The sequence below is a fragment of the Pseudaminobacter soli (ex Zhang et al. 2022) genome, from assembly GCF_014595955.1.
In the GTDB taxonomy this organism is placed as follows: Bacteria; Pseudomonadota; Alphaproteobacteria; order Rhizobiales; family Rhizobiaceae; genus Kumtagia; species Kumtagia pseudosoli.
On sequence record NZ_JABVCF010000002.1, the window covers coordinates 161,455 to 180,342 of the forward strand.

General features: G+C 64.4%; 15 protein-coding genes and 1 riboswitch. Of the genes, 7 read left to right on the top strand and 8 right to left on the bottom strand.

From position 1 onward, the window contains the following. Positions 1-7: 7 nt before the first annotated feature. The 6 genes from HUI96_RS03960 to ftsH all read left to right on the top strand — a co-directional run bounded on the left by HUI96_RS03960 (position 8) and on the right by ftsH (position 7,996). Positions 8-1,165 (top strand): hypothetical protein, encoded by a 1,158-nt coding sequence (locus tag HUI96_RS03960; protein ID WP_188253351.1) that lies wholly within the window; start codon positions 8-10, stop codon positions 1,163-1,165. Positions 1,166-1,196: 31 nt separating this feature from the next. Next, positions 1,197-2,513, top strand: coding sequence for a Tol-Pal system beta propeller repeat protein TolB (gene tolB, locus HUI96_RS03965; RefSeq protein ID WP_188253352.1), 1,317 nt, complete (start codon positions 1,197-1,199; stop codon positions 2,511-2,513). A 234-nt stretch (positions 2,514-2,747) separates the two neighbouring features. Further along, positions 2,748-3,254, top strand: a complete 507-nt coding sequence (gene pal / locus HUI96_RS03970) for a peptidoglycan-associated lipoprotein Pal (protein ID WP_188253353.1) — start codon at positions 2,748-2,750, stop codon at positions 3,252-3,254. A gap of 264 nt (positions 3,255-3,518) precedes the next feature. Then, a complete protein-coding gene (gene ybgF / locus HUI96_RS03975) occupies positions 3,519-4,625 on the top strand; it encodes a tol-pal system protein YbgF (RefSeq protein WP_188253354.1) in 1,107 nt (368 codons plus the stop codon). Then, on the top strand, positions 4,619-5,944 hold the full coding sequence (tilS, locus tag HUI96_RS03980) for a tRNA lysidine(34) synthetase TilS (protein ID WP_188253355.1): 1,326 nt from the start codon (positions 4,619-4,621) through the stop codon (positions 5,942-5,944). Before ybgF ends, tilS begins: the two co-directional genes overlap by 7 nt. Positions 5,945-6,052: 108 nt before the next feature. Beyond that, complete coding sequence (gene ftsH / locus HUI96_RS03985; protein WP_188253356.1) at positions 6,053-7,996, top strand: ATP-dependent zinc metalloprotease FtsH; 1,944 nt, start codon at positions 6,053-6,055, stop codon at positions 7,994-7,996. 199 nt (positions 7,997-8,195) lie between these two features. Here ftsH and HUI96_RS03990 read toward each other — a convergent pair whose 3' ends face one another. Then, positions 8,196-8,786 (bottom strand): BA14K family protein, encoded by a 591-nt coding sequence (locus HUI96_RS03990; RefSeq protein WP_188253357.1) that lies wholly within the window; start codon positions 8,784-8,786, stop codon positions 8,196-8,198. A gap of 303 nt (positions 8,787-9,089) precedes the next feature. Beyond that, the gene (locus tag HUI96_RS03995) at positions 9,090-9,989 is read right to left on the bottom strand and encodes a CAP domain-containing protein (protein ID WP_188253358.1); all 900 of its coding nucleotides are present in this window, start codon (positions 9,987-9,989) and stop codon (positions 9,090-9,092) included. A 261-nt stretch (positions 9,990-10,250) separates the two neighbouring features. Further along, positions 10,251-10,380: riboswitch (FMN riboswitch) on the top strand. 79 nt (positions 10,381-10,459) lie between these two features. Here HUI96_RS03995 and HUI96_RS04000 point away from each other — a divergent pair. Further along, positions 10,460-10,936 (top strand): 6,7-dimethyl-8-ribityllumazine synthase, encoded by a 477-nt coding sequence (locus HUI96_RS04000; protein ID WP_188253359.1) that lies wholly within the window; start codon positions 10,460-10,462, stop codon positions 10,934-10,936. A gap of 10 nt (positions 10,937-10,946) precedes the next feature. On the opposite strand, the gene HUI96_RS04005 is transcribed toward HUI96_RS04000, so the two are convergent. The 6 genes from HUI96_RS04005 to HUI96_RS04030 form a co-directional block, all read right to left on the bottom strand. Then, positions 10,947-12,611, bottom strand: coding sequence for a glycerol-3-phosphate dehydrogenase/oxidase (locus tag HUI96_RS04005; RefSeq protein ID WP_188253360.1), 1,665 nt, complete (start codon positions 12,609-12,611; stop codon positions 10,947-10,949). Next, positions 12,608-14,152, bottom strand: a complete 1,545-nt coding sequence (locus HUI96_RS04010; RefSeq protein ID WP_188253361.1) for an FGGY-family carbohydrate kinase — start codon at positions 14,150-14,152, stop codon at positions 12,608-12,610. Before HUI96_RS04010 ends, HUI96_RS04005 begins: the two co-directional genes overlap by 4 nt. A gap of 142 nt (positions 14,153-14,294) precedes the next feature. After that, complete coding sequence (locus tag HUI96_RS04015; protein WP_188253362.1) at positions 14,295-15,242, bottom strand: D-ribose ABC transporter substrate-binding protein; 948 nt, start codon at positions 15,240-15,242, stop codon at positions 14,295-14,297. 115 nt (positions 15,243-15,357) lie between these two features. Further along, a complete protein-coding gene (locus HUI96_RS04020) occupies positions 15,358-16,413 on the bottom strand; it encodes an ABC transporter permease (RefSeq protein ID WP_188253363.1) in 1,056 nt (351 codons plus the stop codon). Positions 16,414-16,444: 31 nt separating this feature from the next. Further along, positions 16,445-18,004 carry a sugar ABC transporter ATP-binding protein gene (locus HUI96_RS04025; RefSeq protein WP_188253364.1) on the bottom strand — a complete coding sequence of 520 codons (1,560 nt, stop codon included), beginning with the start codon at positions 18,002-18,004 and terminating at the stop codon, positions 16,445-16,447. Then, a complete protein-coding gene (locus HUI96_RS04030) occupies positions 18,001-18,651 on the bottom strand; it encodes a DUF2291 family protein (RefSeq protein WP_188253365.1) in 651 nt (216 codons plus the stop codon). The genes HUI96_RS04025 and HUI96_RS04030 overlap by 4 nt, the downstream gene beginning before the upstream one ends. Between the last annotated feature and the right edge of the window lie 237 nt (positions 18,652-18,888).

Sequence of the window (18,888 nt, forward strand, 5' to 3'; positions counted from 1 at the left end):
ATTGGAAATGAAGGCTGGTCTCACAACATCGGTGATCGCGCACGTGGCGCTGCTAGGCTTCGGCCTGCTGTCGCTGTCGGCGCCCAAGCCGCTCGAAGTCATGGATGTCGAGTCCCTGCCGGTCGACATCGTGCCGATCGAGGAGTTGACGCAGATTCAGCAGGGCGACAAGAAGGCTCCTCTCGCCGAGAAGGCAGCACCCACCCCGACCAAGCGCCCCGATGTCGTGGCCGACGCGCAAAATGCCGGCGACAACGATATCGATACGGACAACCCGCCGACCCCGGACGGGAAGCCAAAGCCGGTGAAGACCGCCGAGGCGCAGGCCCCGGCGCCAACGCCGGTCGAGAAGCCGAAGGTTGAGGATTCGCCCAAGGTCGAGGAGCCGAAGCCCGTGCCCGCGACCGAACTCGCGCCCGTCCCGACGCCCAAGGAAGAGGTGAAGCCCGAACCGGTCAAGGAGGCGGAGCCGAAACCCGAGCCGGTGAAGCAGCCCGAGCCGAAGCCGGCCGAGCCCGAGCAGGAGGTTGCGGCGGCGGAGCCGATAAAGCCGGACGCCATCGCAGAGGCGATAGCTGAAGAGCAGCCGAAGCCGGCCGAGGAGAGCGTGAGCCTACCGAATGCCGCTCCCGCGCCCGAGGCGCGGCCGAAGCCTGCGCAGGCGCAGACTGCGAAGGCGCCCGAACGCAAGGCATCCGAGAAGCCCGTGAAGGAGGCGTCGTCGCGTCCGCAGTCGGAAGAGACGGGCTCGATCGAGGATCAGGTCGCTGCTCTTCTCAACAAGGAGAAGGCGAAGGGCGGCGGCGCAAAGCGCTCCACCCAGCAGGCATCGCTTGGCGGCGAGAAGACGACCGGCGGCTCGAAGCTGTCACAGAGCGAGATGGACGCGCTGCGCGGGCAGGTGCAGCGCTGCTGGAACATTCCCGCCGGCGCGATGGACGGCGCGAACCTTCGCGTCTCCGTGAAGTTCAAGCTCGATCCTTCCGGCGCGCTCGATGGCAGTCCCGAGATCATCTCCGGCGGCGGCTCGAGCGGGGTCGAGAGAGCGGCGGCAGAAGCGGCGCGGCGAGCCGTGGCGCGCTGCTCGCCCTACACGCTGCCTGCAGAAAAGTATGACGCCTGGGCGGACGTCATCGTCAATTTCGATCCGAGCGAGATGTTCTGACGTCCGCGGATCAGATGTACGAGGTTACGGTATGAAACAGCTCCTGAGGTCCATTCTCATCACCCTGCCGCTCGCGGCGGGATTGGCGGCAGTGGCAACCCTGCCCGCAAGGGCGCTCGTCGAGATCGACGTCAACAAGGGCGTGGTCGAGCCGCTGCCGATCGCGATCACCGACTTCCTGGCGGGCGACGGCATCGGGGCGGAGATCTCTTCGATCGTGGCTGCGGACCTGCAGAGATCCGGCCTGTTTGCGCCGATCGACAAGAGCGCCTTCATCGAGAAGGTCTCCAATCCGGACGCGGCCCCGCGCTTCGAGGATTGGAAGGTGATCAACGCCCAGGCGCTGGTGACCGGGCGCGTCAGCCAGGAGGCGGACGGGCGGCTGCGCGCCGAATTCCGCCTGTGGGACACATTCGCCGGCCAGCAGCTGATCGGTGAGCAGTTCTTCTCGTCCAAGGCCAACATGCGCCGCGTCGCCCACATCATCGCCGACGCGATCTATGAGCGCCTGACCGGCGAGAAGGGCTACTTCGACACCCGCGTCGTCTTCATCGACGAATCGGGCTCGAAGAACGCCCGCAAGAAGCGGCTCGCCATCATGGATCAGGACGGCGCGAATGTGCGCTACCTGTCGGACGGGCGCGCCATCGCGATGACGCCGCGCTTCTCGCCGACGCGGCAGGAAATCACCTACATGTCCTATGAGAGCGGCCAGCCGCGGGTCTATCTCCTGCAGATCGAGACCGGTCAGCGGGAGTTGGTGGGCAACTTCCCCGGCATGACGTTTGCCCCGCGCTTCTCGCCAGACGGCCAGAAGGTCATCATGAGCCTGCTGCGCGATGACGGCAATTCCAACATCTACGCAATGGACCTGCGCAGCCGCGCGACGACGCGGCTGACCAACTCCAACGCGATCGATACATCTCCGTCCTATTCGCCGGATGGCACCAAGATCGTCTTCACCTCGGACCGGGGCGGACAGCCGCAGATCTACGTGATGAACGCCGACGGCTCGGGCCAGAGCCGCGTCTCCTTCGGCGGCGGAAGCTATTCCACCCCGGTGTGGTCGCCGCGCGGCGACCTGATCGCCTTCACCAAGCAGTCGGGCGGCGAGTTCCAGATCGGTGTAATGCGCACCGACGGCTCCGGGGAGCGCATCCTTTCCAGTGGCTTCCAGCAGGAAGGCCCGACCTGGGCGCCGAACGGTCGCTACCTCATGTACTTCAAGGAAGGGGCGGGCTCCGGCGGGCCGCGCCTCTATTCGATCGACCTCACCGGCCGTAACGAGCAGCAGATCCCGACCGCAAACTTCGGGTCGGACCCGGCCTGGTCTCCGCTCCTGGAATAGAGCTCACCCACAATTTTTCTGCCTTTCAACGGAACGCAGCGAAGTTTCACCACCTCGCCGCGTTTCCGTCGCATTTTTGCCGTCCCACGTCGGCACTTCGGTCACCATTCGGCATGTCGTGGACGGCGACATCCTAAAGGGGTCTGTTAACCATACGTCGTGAGCGAACTGTTAACCTCAATGTGGTTACTGAACGCTCAATGCTTTCACCCGATTTTTAGGAGAGAGGCGGGAATGGGCCGCATAGCAAAACTCACCACGAATCCTGTCGTCATCGCGTTGGTCGCCGGCCTTGCAGTGGCCGGCTGCGCCAACAAGAAGACGCCCAACAGCGCCGCCGATCTCGGCCTCGGCGCAGGCGCGGCAACGCCCGGTTCGGCACAGGACTTCACGGTCAATGTCGGCGACCGCATCTTCTTCGACACTGATTCGTCTTCGATCCGCGCCGACGCCCAGTCCACGCTGTCGCGCCAGGCCCAGTGGCTCAACAAGTACCGCCAGTACGCGATCGTGGTCGAAGGCCATGCCGACGAACGCGGAACCCGCGAGTACAACCTGGCTCTCGGCGCACGGCGCGCAGCGGCTACCCGCGACTACCTCATCTCCCAGGGTGTCGCAGCCAACCGGCTGAAGACGATCTCCTACGGCAAGGAACGGCCGGTCGCCGTTTGCGACGACATCTCCTGCTGGTCTCAGAACAGGCGCGCGGTGACAACGCTCGGAGGAGCGGCCGGCAGCTGACCCACTGCCTGACGATTTCCTCTGGTGAGAACGGCGGCCTACCGGGCCGCCGTTCTACGTTTGACCCTGCTTGGTTTCGATCGGTCGCTACGGCCCGGAAGTCCACTCACGGACCAAGCCCGCTCGGCCATTCGACCAGGCCTGCAAACGCGAAACAAAATTTGGCCGAAGTCTCCCGGCCTGATAGACAGCGAAAGCGCCTTGCGCGAAGCGTTGTATGCTGCTCGCGCGGGCGCACGATCTATTCAATTGCGCGGGGCGCCCATGTATTACAGATCCATTCTGAGCGGCACGCTTGCCGCAGTGCTCCTTTCAGCGGGAGCGGTTTTTGCACTCGAGCGGGAGACTGAGCCCCGCGCGACGCAGCCGTCTGCGGCGGTCGAGGTTTCCTTCCTGAAGCTGCCGGGCGTCTTCAACTCCGGCCAGCCAAAGAAGGATGTCCAACTCGCCCAGGCCTCCGACCCTCGGGTCGTCGGGCTGGAAGAGCAGGTCCGTACGCTGAACGGAACGGTCGAGGAACTCAACTTCCAGATCCTCCAGTTGCAGGAGCAACTCCGCAAGATCCAGGAGGACAACGAGTTCCGCTTCCAGGAACTCGAGAAGCGTTCCGATGCCCGCAGCGGCGGGGCGCCGAAGACGACTGCCGAAGCGAAGAGCAATATCGAGACAGCAAGCAAGGAGCCGGCGCAAACCAGCGCGCCGGCGGCTGCAAGCGTCGAGGACCTGCTTGCGGGAGACCAGACGAGCGCGACCGATGGTACTCTCGGAGCGCCGCCCGCGACCGATGGTACTCTCGGGACGCCGCCAAAGACTTTTGGGACGATCACTGTCGATAAGAACGGCAATGTGAAATCCGTCGGGGAGGCTCCCGCCTCCGTGTCGGAGGCCCCGCCCGTGCGGGAGGTGCCAACCGCCGGCACCACGGAGACTTCGCGTTCGATGCCCAAGGGCAACGGCGGTTCTGTCGTCGCCGCGCTGCCGCCCACCGACGACCCGGAAGAGCTCTACCGCAATTCCTATCAGTTCATCCTCTCCGGCGACTATTCGACGGCGGAGACAGGCTTCCGCGATCATATAGCCCGCTTCCCGAAGAGCGATCGCGCGGCCGACGCGAATTTCTGGCTGGGCGAGGCGCTGCTCGGACAGAAGAAATACAGCGCCGCCGCCGAGACTTTCCTCGCCGCCAGCAAGCAATATTCCAAGTCCAAGAAGGCGCCTGACATGCTGCTCAAGCTCGGCGTGGCACTGACCGGCCTGAACCAGCGCGAGGTTGCTTGCGCGACGTTCAGCGAAGTGGGCAAGCGTTATCCCAACGCCTCCTCCAGCCTGAAGGAGCGCGTGAAGCAGGAACAGGCCAAAGCCTCTTGCTGAACCCCGAAGGGGACGTTTTCAGATCATTTTCGGCCTGCGGGCTCGAGCACTGCTCAAGTCTGGTCATTGCCATTTCCGGCGGAAGCGATTCCACGGCGCTGCTCCTTCTCCTGAAAGACTATCGTGACCGCTTCGCGCGCGGCACACGCCTGCTGGCCGCCACCGTCGATCACGGCTTGAGGCCGGACTCCGCGGCCGAAGCCGCAGCGGTGGCAGACCTCGCCGAGCGGCTGGGCATCGCCCACCGGACTCTGCGATGGACCGAGCCGAAACCCGCCAGCGGCTTGGCCGCAGCGGCGCGAGAGGCTCGCTACGATTTCCTGGCGCAGGCGGCCCGTGAAGCCGCAGCAGATGCGATCCTCACGGCTCATACGGCCGAGGACCAGGCCGAGACGGTGTTCATGCGCATGCAGCGCGGGCAAGGATTTGGCCTGTCCGGCATGGCTCCCGCGACACTTCTCGACAGTTCGGTCTGGATCCTGCGGCCGCTTCTGGGCGCCCGCCGCGAGGAACTGCGCAGCTACCTTCGCCAGCGCAATGTCGGCTGGATCGAGGATCAGTCGAATGTCGATGTGCGATGGGAGCGGGCGCGCACGAGAATGGAACTCAAGAGCCGACCGAAGGCCGAATTCGAAAAACTGCTCGAGACGGCACGATCGAACGCGGCGCTTCGCAGCGATCTCGGCCGCAGGGCGGCGTCACTCATCCGCAGCCATGCCCGCCAGCCCGAAAGCGGACTTCTCCATCTGGCGCCGGCCTTGCTGGAGACCGACAGCGAAGCCGCCCTTTATATCCTGCGCATCTTGATCGCTGTCTCAGGCGGTGCGCCGCGCCTGCCTGACGAGGAGCGCACTCGCGCGTTGCTGATGCGGGCGGCAGTTGGGCCGGTGCGCGCAACTTTGTCGCGGTCTCTCATCGCCTCGCGGCGCGACGGGGTTTGGATCAGCCGCGAGCACAGGGGTCTCCCGGCTCCGGGGCCGGCGATCGACGGCATGGTGTGGGACGGGCGTTTCCTAATCCGTGCCGGGGATGGCGCAGTACCATCCCTCATCGCGCCAGCCGGGGCGAGCGCCGATGCGGCCAAAGCGGGCAACGGCCTGCCTTCCAGCCTTCTTCGTTCCGCGCGCGCCTGCATGCCGGTTTTCGTTCCTGGTGCTTCGCCTGCCGAGCGTGGCTGGACGGCGACGCCGGTGCTCTCCCCCTGGTCACGCTTCCTTCCGAGCTTCGACCTGGAGGTTGCACGCGCCGTCGCGGAACTGACCGGTGCACCCGGCATCCCTGACCTGCCATGTGCAGGTCATAATGTGACGCAAGCTTAACCTGTCGAAGGGGTTTTGCTTGGCATTATCCCGTGCGCTACCTATGTTAGCGGGCAGAACGTCTCACTCTTTGCGCGCGCCCATGAAAGGGCGCGGACTGGACACTTGATGAATCCGAACTATCGCAATTTAGCGCTGTGGGCGATCATCGCCGTACTTCTCATTGCCCTGTTCAATCTGTTCCAGACGCCCCAGACTCGTGGTCCGACGTCCGAGATCGCCTATTCGGAATTCCTCAACGATCTTTCCGCCGGGCGCATCAAGACGGTCACGATCGTCGGCGAGCGCATCAGCGGCACCTATGCCGACAATGCAGCCGGGTTCCAGACCTATTCGCCGGGCGACTCCACGCTGGTCTCGCGGCTGGAGGAGAAGGGCGTCACCATCAATGCGCGTCCTGAGACCGACGGCTCGAATTCGATCTTCGGATACCTGATCTCTTGGCTGCCAATGATCCTGATCCTCGGCGTGTGGATCTTCTTCATGCGTCAGATGCAGTCCGGTTCGGGCCGGGCGATGGGTTTTGGCAAGTCGAAGGCCAAGCTTCTGACCGAGGCGCACGGCCGCGTCACCTTCCAGGACGTCGCCGGCGTCGACGAGGCCAAGCAGGACCTCGAGGAGATCGTCGAGTTCCTGCGTGACCCGCAGAAGTTCCAGAGGCTGGGCGGCAAGATCCCGCGCGGCGTGCTGCTGGTCGGCCCTCCCGGCACCGGCAAGACGCTGCTGGCGCGCTCGGTGGCCGGCGAGGCGAACGTTCCCTTCTTCACGATCTCCGGTTCGGACTTCGTCGAGATGTTCGTCGGCGTGGGCGCCTCCCGCGTGCGCGACATGTTCGACCAGGCCAAGAAGAATGCGCCCTGCATCATCTTCATCGACGAGATCGACGCGGTCGGCCGCCATCGCGGTGCGGGCTTGGGCGGCGGCAATGACGAGCGCGAGCAGACGCTGAACCAGCTGCTGGTCGAGATGGACGGCTTCGAGTCCAACGAGTCGATCATCCTGATCGCCGCCACCAACCGGCCCGACGTGCTCGATCCTGCGTTGCTCAGGCCTGGCCGCTTCGACCGGCAGGTCGTGGTGCCGAACCCCGACATCATCGGCCGCGAGAAGATCCTCAAGGTGCATGTGCGCAACGTACCGCTGGCGCCGAACGTCGACCTAAAGACGGTGGCGCGCGGTACGCCGGGCTTCTCCGGAGCGGACCTGATGAACCTCGTCAACGAGTCCGCCCTAATGGCGGCGCGCCGCAACAAGCGCCTCGTCACCATGCAGGAGTTCGAGGACGCCAAGGACAAGATCATGATGGGCGCCGAGCGCCGCTCGACCGCCATGACCCAGGCCGAAAAGGAGCTGACCGCCTATCACGAGGCCGGTCACGCGATCTTGGCGCTCAACGTGCCGGCGGCCGACCCGCTGCACAAGGCGACTATCATCCCGCGCGGCCGCGCGCTGGGCATGGTCATGCAACTCCCCGAAGGCGACCGCTACTCGATGAGCTACAAGTACATGATCTCGCGGCTCGCGATCATGATGGGTGGACGCGTCGCCGAGGAGATGAAGTTCGGCAAGGAGAACATCACCTCGGGTGCCGCTTCGGACATCGAGCAGGCGACCAAGCTCGCCCGCGCCATGGTCACGCGCTGGGGCTTTTCCGACAAGCTCGGGCAGGTCGCCTATGGCGAGAACCAGGAAGAGGTGTTCCTCGGCCATTCGGTGGCGCGCCAGCAGAACGTCTCGGAGGAGACGGCGCAACTCATCGACGCCGAGGTGCGCCGCCTGATCGAGGACGCCTACACGACCGCGCGCCAGATCCTGACCAAAAAGAAGAAGGAATGGATCGCCCTGGCCGAGGGACTGCTCGAATACGAGACGCTGTCGGGCGACGAGATCAAGCAACTGATCGCCGGCCAGAGGCCGTCGCGCGATCTCGGCGACGACACCCCGCCCTCGCGCGGCTCGGCCGTGCCGAAGGCAGGTCCCGCGGGCAACGGCCGCCGCAAGAAGGGCGGCGAGGAGCCCGAAGGCGGGATGGAGCCGCAGCCGCAGGGCTGAGGCATCAGCCAGGTATTTTCGAGAAACGGCCGGGCATGTTCCCGGCCGTTTCTTTTTGGCAGGCGGTCTGATTGAGAGGTACTCGATCCCAGCGCAGGCAGTCCACATCGCAGCGCCGGCTATGCGTCACCAAGGCTGAGGACGCGAGTAGTGGGAGGCGCAGTCAGGGACTGCGCCTCCCGCCTTGCTGGTTGTCGCATCAGCTATAGGGCGAATAGCATTGCCGGCGCGGGCCGACATAGGGCTGAAAAGTATTGTCCCAGGCTCGGTAGCTGCGATAGCGCGCATAGCACCAGCGCACATGTGCATCGCCCCCGGCAGGGGCGCCATAGTAGCGGCGCGGCGCGTAGTAACCTGGTGCGTAGTAGGGATCGTAGTAGCCCGAGTAGTAGCCGGGATAGTAGCCGCCCCAGAACGGCAGGCCGAAGCCTAGGCCAATGCCTATGCCGACATTGTCCCAATCGTTCCAATATCCGCCATGCCCATGGCCGCCGTGCCCATGCTTGCCGTTCCAGCGGCCGCTGTGCCGCCAATTGCCCCCACGATTCCACCGGCCATTCCCGTTCCAACTCCCGCCCGTTCTGCCGCCGCGGCGAAGCCAGACCGGATTATTGCCGCCGCGAAATTCGCCCTGGGCAACTAGATGAAGGGGGAGGGCCGGCCCAAGCTGCGGGGGCTGTGTTTTGTCGAGCGAGCCGAGCGGCGCCGAAATGGCGCCTCCGGGAACGCCCAGCAGCACGCCGAGGGCAAACACGCCTGAGCGTGCGTAAGTCGAAACTGCCGTGAACATGCTCCGTCTCCAGACGCGTTGATCCCCGCCGCACGCCCAAGCGTCCCGGCATACTGGCGGAATGAAAATGAACGCGCCATGAACACATGTTGTTCCTGGATGACTTACTTGCCAAGATGGAATTTGATCTTGACGAGCAATCTTTCATGGGCAGGTCAGAGCAGGTGCTGCAGTTATGGACTTTGCCGGCCTGAGCGATTGCTTGTTGCCTGATCCATCAGAGCTCAAGGAGACGGAAACCCCGCTCACAGGCACGGGTGGATGCGAGCGATAGGGCCCGGCGAAGACCGAGCCCTCTTGAGATCAAGCGATGAAGTCGCTGGCAGTGAAGGTGTGGGCACCCACGATCCTGATCGTGAAATCGGCATCGGCGTCGCCGTTGGTGTCGCCGGCGAGATAGGTGTCGCCGTTCGACTGATAGGCCCTCAATTCGCCCGCCACATCGTGGAATCCTTGCTTTCCGATGAACTTGAACGCCTGGTCGCCGGTCGCGCGGGTGTTAGCGTCGATGCCCTTGAGGTTGATCCGGTCCTCGCCGTGGACGAAGTCGCGGATCGTGTCGCCTCTGGCCTCACGCGCGGTGTCGAACACGAAAATGTCTTTTCCGGCCCCGCCAATGAGTACGTCCTTGCCGCCATTGCCGTTCAACTTGTCGTCGCCCGCTCCGCCTCTCAGGGTGTTGTTGTAGCTGTCGCCGAGGATGGTCTTGCCTGCGACAGGGGTCGGGCTGATCGGCGTCGTCGGTGTGCTGCCGACGTCGTTCGGCTCAGCCCGCTCGGCGGCATTAGGGGTGCCGAAGTTCTCGGTCACAAAGACGACGTTGTGACCGTTGATCGTGCCCGCCTTCAGGCCGATCCCGACCTCCTCGAACTTGCCGTTGACGATGTTGGCATAGTGGCCAGGCGAGTTCACCAGCATGGAATGCAGTTGCTGTACGGTGGCCTGGTTAAGCGGACCGCTCGCATAGGCGATGTTCTCGCCCCAGGCCTGCCAGCCATATCCGACCGAGGTCATGCGGGCACCCGCGCTCGACCCGTTTACCCCCGTGTGGGAGAAGGTGTCGGTCCGGTCCATCCACGCACTATGGGCGTCGGAGGAATCCAGAAGCTCGCCGTCGAAGGTAAGCGGCTTCGCCCCCGCCTTGGCCCGTGTCTCGTTGATGAGTTGCAGGAAGTAGGTTTCCAGACTGGTTGGAGTCGCCATTGTTACGCTTACACCCTCTCAAAGATCATCGTTTGCAGTCCTGGACGATCGAATCGTCTGTCCCGGCCCAGAATGCGCAACCGGGATCGCCGGCCAATATGTTGAGAGTTTGGTTTCGGGTGGGCAGCAATTGGGCGACGGACTGGCTTCGGCGGCCCAGGTTGGCCCATGGGCCTCTATCGCTCAGCCGGTCAGAGGCGGCCAAAGGGCCGCAAGGCAGAATTTCTGGATTGATGATCGGAGAACTGCACGGTAAGCCGTGAGCGCTCTCAGGGCGGGGTGCAATTCCCCACCGGCGGTGACAGCCCGCGAGCGCTTCCGGCGACGGAAGGTCAGCAGATCCGGTGGAACTCCGGAGCCGACGGTATAGTCCGGATGGAAGAGAACGCGTGGACGCGACGGCCCGCTCGGGCCGGAACGGCTGCCGGTCATGTCCTGGGACCTTGCGCAACGCGAACGGAAGGTTCCGAATGTCTATTCCCCAAAATTCCCGCATAGCTTTCATCAAGGCCCGGTGGCACGCCGAGATCGTCGACCGTGCCTACGAAGGTTTTTCTGCCGAAGCCTCAAAAATCCTGCCCGGCGCGACGATCGACGCGTTTGATATGCCCGGCGCGTTCGAGATGCCGCTTCTGGCCAAGAAACTCGCCGAGAGCGGCCGCTACGATGCGGTCGTCGCTGCCGCCTTCGTGGTGAACGGCGGTATCTACCGGCACGATTTTGTCGCGGGCGCCGTCGTCACCGGCCTCATGAACGTGCAACTCGAGACCGGCGTGCCGGTCTTCTCGGTCTCGCTGACGCCGCACAATTTTCAGCCGGTCGAGGAGTTAACCGCCTTCTTCAGCGAGCACTTCGTCAAGAAGGGCGCGGAGGCTGCAGAGGCTGTGCGGCAGGTCCTAGAGTTGGACGCGCGGCTCGCCGCCGAGGGGCTGCGCAAGAGCGCGTAAGCCGAGCCGACTATTGCTGACGGAGCCGATGGCGCTCCGTCAGCGTCGCCTGAGTAGCTTTCAGTTCCACTTCCCGCCTTGCAGCGTCCCAGCCCAGCGCAGAAGCCACAACATCGGCGATCCGCCCCAGATCCCGGTGGCTCAGCCGGCCGGTGATCGCAAGTGCCGTGCGGCGCATCACGATGTCCTCGAGATGGACGACGGCTTCGTTGCGGGCGATCCAGTCGAGCTCGGCAAGAGTGAAATCCGGCGCGTCCGCTAACGGAACTACCAATTGCTTCGCCTCGTGTGCGAGGATGGACCGAGCGGTCGTCCCGTAGCGGTCGAGCAGCGCCTCCGCGCGCTCGGGGGCAGCGCCGGTCTTGCGCGCCGTCTCCTCGATCCAGCGCGCGCGTGTCGCAGAATCTTCTGGGAAGCCGTGCCCGCCGCCGATTGCAAGCTTTGCGGTGCTCGTCCGGCGCGGCTTGTCCAGTCGCTTGAGCACAATCTCTGCCACTTCCTCGGCAAAGCCGCGAAAAGTCGTCCACTTGCCGCCGACCAGCGAGATGATCGGCCAGCTTCTCGCTCCCTCCGCTTCGGCTACCGGCGCGGAATGGTCGCGGCTGATCAGGCCCGGATTCGCGGCGTCGGAGGCAGGCAGGGGGCGAATGCCGGAATAGGCGTAGACGATCTGGCTGCGGTCGAAGGAGAGGCCGGGCAGCAGGCTGCGCAGGCTCTGCAGGAAATAGTCGATCTCGTCGTCTTCGCAGCGGACCGTATCCGGGTCGCTGTCGCGGATGTCGGTCGAGCCGACCAGCGCGCGCCCGAGATAGTCGAAGACCAGGCAGATCCGGCCATCGTCGGCCTCGAAATAGATCATCCGGCCGTTCAGGGCGCGGATCAGGTCCGGGTGGTCGAGCAGGATATGCGAGCCCTTGGTGCCGCCGATAAGCTTTGACGGCGCGCCGAGCGCCTCGTTGACCCGGTCGATCCAAGGCCCGGCGGCGTTGACGACGATCCGCGGCTTGAGGGCTAGCTCGACTCCGTCCGGCTTGCGGTAGCGAACGGTCGTGCCGTCGGCCCCGAGCAACTCGGCATAGTTGATCGCCTGGGATCCGGGGCTCGCCTTGATGCCGTCCTGCAGGAGTTCCAGTACGAGCCGTTCGGGGTGGCTGACTTTTGCATCGAAATAGGTGCCGGCGGCGACGATGCGCGGCGTGAGCGGTGCTATCTCGCCGAGCGCGCGCTTCTTCGACCACAGCGCATGACGCGGCATGACGCGTTGGCGCGCGCCGTAGAAGTCGTAGAGAGCAAGCCCGATTTTCATCAGGACCGCACCGCGGCTTCGGGGAGCCGTGGTGCTGCCAGCGAGCGTGCGGAGCGCGGCGGGAATTCCCTTGAGCCAGGAGAAGATCGGGATGACCGTTGGCAAGGGCGTGACGCAATGCGGCGCGTTGCGCAGTAGCAGGTTCCGCTCCAGCGTCGATTGCGCGACGAGGCGGAATTCGCCGGTCTCCAGATATTTGATGCCGCCGTGGATGAGCCGCGAGGGTGCCGCGCTGGTGCCCGAGCCGAAATCGGCCTTGTCGACGATCACGACCCTCAGCCCCTGTTCGCAAAGGTCGCGAAACAGGCCGGCGCCGTTGATGCCAGCACCGATGATCAGGACGTCGATGTCTTGGGGGGATGCAGTCATTCGGCAGGAGCAGTCCTGAGGTCATTCTCCGTGGCGAGCGCTTCGATGCGAGGCCACAGGGGTGCGAGGCTTTGGGCGATGTCGCAGTGGAGCCGATAGCGCTCTTCGAGCTTTGCGCTTCGGTCGGCGTGAGGCTCATAGGTGCGACCGAGCCCAGCAAGATCGCGCGGGTCGTGGCGCGGCGAAGCGAACAGGCCGACGCCGGTTCCGGCGCAGAGTGCCACTCCCCAGGCGGCCGCTTCCTCGGTCTCGGTCACGGTGACCGGCAGGCCGAGCGCGTCGGCGAAGATCTGAGCGAAGACCGGGTTGCGCGAGATGCCGCCGGTCAGCCGGGCCTCATGCGGGTCAAAACCCTCTCGCAGCGCATCGACATGGACGCGGTGGTTGAAGGCGATCCCCTCGATGACCGCACGCAGCATGTCGCCCCGGTCGTGCCAGCCGCGTAGGCCGAGGAAGCCGGCGCTGGCCAGCGGCCCGTGCGGGGAGCCGAAAAGGTAGGGGTGAAAGAGCAGCGTGGAGGGCCGTGCCAGGGCAGCCTCGATTTCGGGCGCGACCACGGCGTGGATCGAACGCCCTTCGGCATCGGCTGAGCGCCGCTCGATGCCGCAAAGCTTGTCGAGGAACCAGTCGTAATTCGCGGCGGAGGCCGGCGAGATCGACATGTTGTTCCATTCGCCGGTGCGCAGGCCGTTGCGGCAGAACCAGCGGGCATCGACCTTCGGCGAGGCCGAGACCGTCTCATTGATCGAATAGGTGCCGGCGACGATCGCGACGACGCCCTCGCCGTAGCCGCCGGATCCGAGGGCGGAGGCAGTAACGTCATGCAGGCCGGCGACGACAGGCGTTCCCGCCACAAGGCCTGTAAGCGCAGCGGCTTCGGCCGTGACCTTGCCCACAATTTCGTCAGGCCTTGCGATCGGGGGCAGGGCGGCGTGAAGAGCGTTCAGCCCGAACAGCGGCAGGATGTCGGCGCTGTAATTCTGGTTTTTCACGTCCGTGAAGGAGGTACTTGCTTCGGTCAGATCCGTGCCGATGGTGCCGGTCAGGCAGAAGCGCAGCCAGTCCTTGCAGGCGAGCACATGTCCGATCCTCGCGAAGCGCTCGGGCTCGTGATCGCGGATCCAGGCGAGAAGCGCAGAGGGGGCGGAGGCGTGCGGGACCTGGCCCGTACGCGAGAGAGCGGCGGCAGAAGTGCCGTCCTTCTCCCAGGCCGCCGCCATATCTCCGGCGCGGCTGTCGAGCGACAGCATGCCGTGCCCGAGCGGCTTTCGTTCGAAGTCAACAAGATAAAGCCCGTCGCCATGCGCAGTCGCCGCGACGGCGGCGATGTCGGATGCGCTTCGACCCGACAGAGCGATCGCCTCGCTGATCGCCTCGGCCGTCGCCCGCCAGAGGCCGTTCATGTCGCGCTCGATATGCCTTGCCCGCGGGATGATCTGGGGAACGCGCCGGCGTGCGACCGCCAGCGGCGTGCCGGTTTCGTCGAAGACGACGGCCTTGGTGACGGTCAGGCCATTATCGATTCCAAGAAGGCAGGGCATCGTGCGGACGGGAATCCCTTGATCTGCTGCCGGCTGGCCTCGGCACCCGTTCTGCGACGGGGCGATCACAGTGCCTGTTTGGAAGGCCTTCGGCTCTGAAGCAGGAGAGGGGCGCCGGTGTCCAGCGCCCCTCGAAGTGGTCTCACTCGGAGAGAGTGAAGGGTGCAGTGTACTTGTCGACATTGTCCTTGGTGATGAGGACGCAGTCGAAGAGCTGCTTTTCGGAGTCGGCTCCGGTCTTGCCGGTCTTGATGAAGTTGTCGGCCTGGCGGACGGCCTCAGCCGAGAAGGTCGCAACCGGCTGCAGCACCGTGTATTGGAGTTCGCCGGTCTTGATGGCAGCCACGGCGTCGGGCGAGCCGTCGAAGCCGCCGACCTTCACCTGCTCGAGCTTGCCGGCTTCCTTCAGCGCGGCGATGGCGCCGAGCGCCATTTCGTCATTGCCGGAGATCACGCCGCTGATGTCCGGATGGGCCTGCAGCATCGACTGCATCTTCTGGTATCCCTGCGTGCGGTCCCAGTTGGCGACCTCCTGGGCGACCTTCTTCAGGTCGGGATACTGCGTCAGCACGGTCTCGTAGCCGTTCGAACGCGTTGCGGCGTTGTTGTCGGCCGGATTGCCGAACAGCTCGACGAAATTGCCCTTGTCGCCCACCATCTCGACCCACTGCTGCGCACCGAGCGCGGCGCCTTGGGCGTTGTTGGAAACGAGTTGCGCCTTTGCAAGACCATCCTGGTTGATCTCGGCATTGACCAGGAAGACCGGGATGCCGGCGTCGACGGCCTTCTTGACCGCGCCGATGGAGCCGTCGGCATTGGCCGGGTCGAGGATGATGGCGACCGACTTGTTGGTGATCGCCGTATCGATCAGCGTGCTCTCGGTGTTGGTGTCGCCCTTGTGGGCGCTGACCGAGGCCTGGTAGCCGAGCTCTTCGGCGGTCTTCTTGGCGACTTCGCCTTCCGTGAACCAGTACGGGTTGGCCGGATCGGTCACGATGATGCTGATCAGCCCCTGCGCCCAGGCGTTGCCCGCCATCAGCGGCAAGGCCGCGGCGGCCATCAAGAACATCCTTCTCGTTGTGCTAAACATGTCTCACTTACTCCCCTAATGGATTGACACGATCGCCGATGATGTTCGGCTTTCTTTTCCGATGACGATGGGCAGGTCCGGTTCCGTCACGGAGAAGCTGGTTTTGGGGGCGGCGCTATTTCGTTGCTCCGCGGCGGCCCCGGTATTGGATCGAGTTCAGAAGCACAGCGAGCACGATGACGGCGCCGGTAAAGACCGTCTGCCAGTATGAGGACACGCCGATGATGACGAGGCCGTCCGACAGGAAGCCGATGACGAAGGCTCCGAGCATCGTGCCCCTTACGTTGCCGCGTCCTCCGGTCAGGGCAGCGCCGCCGATGACGACCGCGGCGATCGCGGTGAGTTCGTACGTCGTGCCCGCCGTCGGGCCAGCCGACGTCAACTGTGAGGCAAGCACCAGGCCGGCCACCGCAGACAGCATCCCGGACAGCGTGTAGACCGTTACCTTCACGCGCTTGACCGGCACGCCGGAAAGATCGGCAGCGCGCTCGTTTCCGCCCGAGGCATAGAGCCACCGCCCGAACGAGGAGCGGCTGAGCACGATACCAGCTACGATGGCGATAGCGGCCAGGACCAGAACGCTGATCGGTATGCCGAACAGTCGGTTGAAGCCCAGCCAGTCAAAACCTGTATTGCCCAGTTCCGGCCGGCCGGCGAGGTTGTTGTAGGTGAGGCCGTTGGTCATGAGCAGCGCGAAGCCGCGGGCGACATACATCACGCCCAGCGTGGCCACGAAGGCAGGCACGCGGAAATATGCAACCAGGACGCCGTTTACGGCTCCGATCAAGGCGCCCAGCGCGCAGGTCAAAACCACCACTGCCCAGACGGGCGGATAGAGTATGACGCCGAAGACATGCAGTTCCACACCTTGCATGAAGAATCCGGCCACGACGCCGCACAATGCGAGGATGGAGCCTACCGAGAGGTCGATGCCGCCGTTCAGGACGACGAACAGCATGCCGATAGCCAGGATGCCATAGATCGCCACGTGCGATGCCATGATCAGGAAGTTGCTCGCCGTGAAATAGTTGGGCGAGAGATACGAGAACACCGCGATGATCAGGATGAGGGCGAAGAACGCCCGGCCCTCGAGCAGCAGCTTGCCGAGGCTGAGCCTGTTTTTGTTCCCCTTCACCGGGCTAGAGACGCCATTCGCGCTGGTGTCCGTCATTATTGTCACGTCTCCCTAGGGACCGGCTCGATCAGGCGGCGACTGCTTCGCCGGAAGCGGCCATGATCTTTTCTTTGGTGACGTCCGCGCTGAATTCCGCCGAAATCCGGCCGCGGCTCATGATGATGATGCGATGGGCGATGGACAGGCATTCGCCGACCTCGGACGTCGTGAAGATGACCGCCTGACCCCGCTTGGCGCGATCCGAAAGGATGCGGAACACCTCCGCCTTCGCCCCGATGTCGATACCGCGGCTGGGCTCGTCGAGCAGGATCACCTTCGGATCGGTGGCGAGCATCTTGCCGATGACGACCTTCTGCTGGTTACCGCCCGACAGCGATCCGATCGCGGCTTCCGGCCCGTCGGTCTTCACGGTGACGTCGCGTATCGAATTGGCGATCAGCGCGCGCTCGAGCTTCTTGGAGGTGAAGATCCCGCGCGTGAATTCCATGATGGAGGCGAGCGAGAGGTTCTCTCCGACGCTCATCGTCTGGACCAGCCCGTCACGCTGGCGGTCCTCCGGCACAAGCGCCAGGCCGCGCGAAATGCGTTCGCCAATGCTGAGATGGGATATCTCCTGCCCGGCCAGAACGATCTGACCCGAGGAGGCTCGCACTCGGCCGGCGATCGTCTCCAGGAGTTCCGTTCGCCCCGCGCCCATCAGGCCATAGATGCAGACAATCTCGCCGGCCCTCACGTCGAGCGAAAGGCGGTCGACCACATTGAAGCCGGCGCCGGATTCGCTAGGCACCGTAAGCTCTCTCACCGACAAGGCGACGTCACCGAACTCGTATCCGCCCGGCGGTGTTCCCAGATCGTAGTTCTCGCCCACCATGTTGCGCACGATCCATTCCAGGTCGATCTCGGCGCGAGGTGCGTAGGCGGTCATCGCTCCGTCGCGCAGTACGACGGCATGGTCGGTGATCTGCAGGGCCTCTTCCAGGTGGTGCGAGATGTAGACGATCGACACGCCCTTCGACGTCAGGTCCCGGATGACCTTGAACAATACCTCCACCTCGGTGGCGGACAGGGCGGACGTGGGTTCGTCCATGATCAGGATACGGCTGTCGATCGACAGGGCGCGGGCGATCTCCACGATCTGCTGCTGGCCAAGGCGCAGTTCCTCGACCGGGGTGAGGGGATCGATATCCTCCTCCAGTTCCTCCATCAGCCCGCGGACCTGCCGCTCTTCCTCGGCATAGTTCACGCCGGTCGGGCCCATGATCTCGCGGCCCATGAAGATGTTGTCGCGGACCGACAGGTTCGGCGCCAGGCTGAGTTCCTGATGGATAATGGAGATGCCGCGGTCGCGCGCATCCGTCGAGGACGAGAAGATGACGGGCTTTCCGTCCAGGATGATCTCGCCGGAGCTCGGCTGCACGATGCCCGACAGGACCTTCATCAGCGTCGACTTGCCAGCGCCGTTTTCGCCGAACAGCGTGGTGACCTGGCCGCGGTGGATGTCGAAGTTGACGCCCTTCAGCGCCTGGATGCTGCCGTAGTTCTTGGCGACGTGGCGGGCCGCCAGAACGACCTCGCGCACATCAGGCTTCGCCAACGGCACATCGCTCAATCCCGGTGCGGCGCTCATTTGACGGTCACCTTCGACGGGGTGATCAGCCAGTTCTTCGGATTGATCAGGCGGAAGACGCCGACGATCTCGACCGTCTTGCCGGACAGGTTCGCCGTGTCGATCGGATCGAGTACGTCCTTCTTCATCGCGCGATTGATGCCCGATCCGGCGTTCTGGTACTCGATCTGGTTCTTGAACTGCCCGAACTCGATATTGCCCGCAGCGTCACGCAAGTCCGTGCCGTTAATGGCTGGCCCGGTCTGCACGCGGATGCCGATTTCGGAGGGGACGCCCTCGACCTTGACGTCGTAGACGCCGGACTTGGCCTCGCCCAACACGCCGGTCAGCCGGACAGGCATGATGGCGCCTGTGGAGGAAGCGGTCCCGAACTTCTCTGCCGTCGCCTTCTTATCGGCCAGCAAGGCGGGCCCAAGCGTCGCTGCATCTTGCGCGCGCTCGGTGATGGACGCCTGGATGGCCGGGAACTTCTCCTCGCCGAACTTGTCAGGTGAGAAGGCCTGCTGGCGCACATCGCCCTCAGAGCCGATCTTCACGACGGTCGTGTCAAGAGCTATGCCCGCCAGCACGGCGATGCCGACGACAATGCCGATCATCAATCCCCGACGCGGCGTCGCGGGTGCCCTCGGGACTGTGGTGGTGCTCATTGCGCAGCCTCAACTTTCCGGAAGGATGGAAGGGTATCGCGAATGCCATCTGCTTGCAGCAGCCGCAGCGCGTGGGTGGCCGCGCCAGCCATACCAAGTGAGTGCGAGAGCAGGCCAAGCGCAATTCGACGCATCCGCATGGTCAGCCCTGGAACCGCCGAACTGGATTCACCTTCTTCGCTCCGCCCTTGAATGGAGACATTTCCGGCCTGCACGCTCGGCAGGGCCTCTGTCTCT

Excerpts from the sequence above, each read along its gene's own strand:
- ybgF (WP_188253354.1), top strand. The coding sequence starts at position 3,519 with ATGTATTACAGATCCATTCTGAGCGGCACGCTTGCCGCAGTGCTCCTT.
- HUI96_RS04030 (WP_188253365.1), bottom strand. The coding sequence starts at position 18,651 with ATGAGCACCACCACAGTCCCGAGGGCACCCGCGACGCCGCGTCGGGGA.
- HUI96_RS04000 (WP_188253359.1), top strand. The coding sequence starts at position 10,460 with ATGTCTATTCCCCAAAATTCCCGCATAGCTTTCATCAAGGCCCGGTGG.
- HUI96_RS04010 (WP_188253361.1), bottom strand. The coding sequence starts at position 14,152 with ATGCCCTGCCTTCTTGGAATCGATAATGGCCTGACCGTCACCAAGGCC.
- HUI96_RS04015 (WP_188253362.1), bottom strand. The coding sequence starts at position 15,242 with ATGTTTAGCACAACGAGAAGGATGTTCTTGATGGCCGCCGCGGCCTTG.
- HUI96_RS04020 (WP_188253363.1), bottom strand. The coding sequence starts at position 16,413 with ATGACGGACACCAGCGCGAATGGCGTCTCTAGCCCGGTGAAGGGGAAC.
- HUI96_RS04005 (WP_188253360.1), bottom strand. The coding sequence starts at position 12,611 with ATGACTGCATCCCCCCAAGACATCGACGTCCTGATCATCGGTGCTGGC.
- HUI96_RS04025 (WP_188253364.1), bottom strand. The coding sequence starts at position 18,004 with ATGAGCGCCGCACCGGGATTGAGCGATGTGCCGTTGGCGAAGCCTGAT.
- tolB (WP_188253352.1), top strand. The coding sequence starts at position 1,197 with ATGAAACAGCTCCTGAGGTCCATTCTCATCACCCTGCCGCTCGCGGCG.
- HUI96_RS03995 (WP_188253358.1), bottom strand. The coding sequence starts at position 9,989 with ATGGCGACTCCAACCAGTCTGGAAACCTACTTCCTGCAACTCATCAAC.
- HUI96_RS03990 (WP_188253357.1), bottom strand. The coding sequence starts at position 8,786 with ATGTTCACGGCAGTTTCGACTTACGCACGCTCAGGCGTGTTTGCCCTC.
- ftsH (WP_188253356.1), top strand. The coding sequence starts at position 6,053 with ATGAATCCGAACTATCGCAATTTAGCGCTGTGGGCGATCATCGCCGTA.
- pal (WP_188253353.1), top strand. The coding sequence starts at position 2,748 with ATGGGCCGCATAGCAAAACTCACCACGAATCCTGTCGTCATCGCGTTG.
- HUI96_RS03960 (WP_188253351.1), top strand. The coding sequence starts at position 8 with ATGAAGGCTGGTCTCACAACATCGGTGATCGCGCACGTGGCGCTGCTA.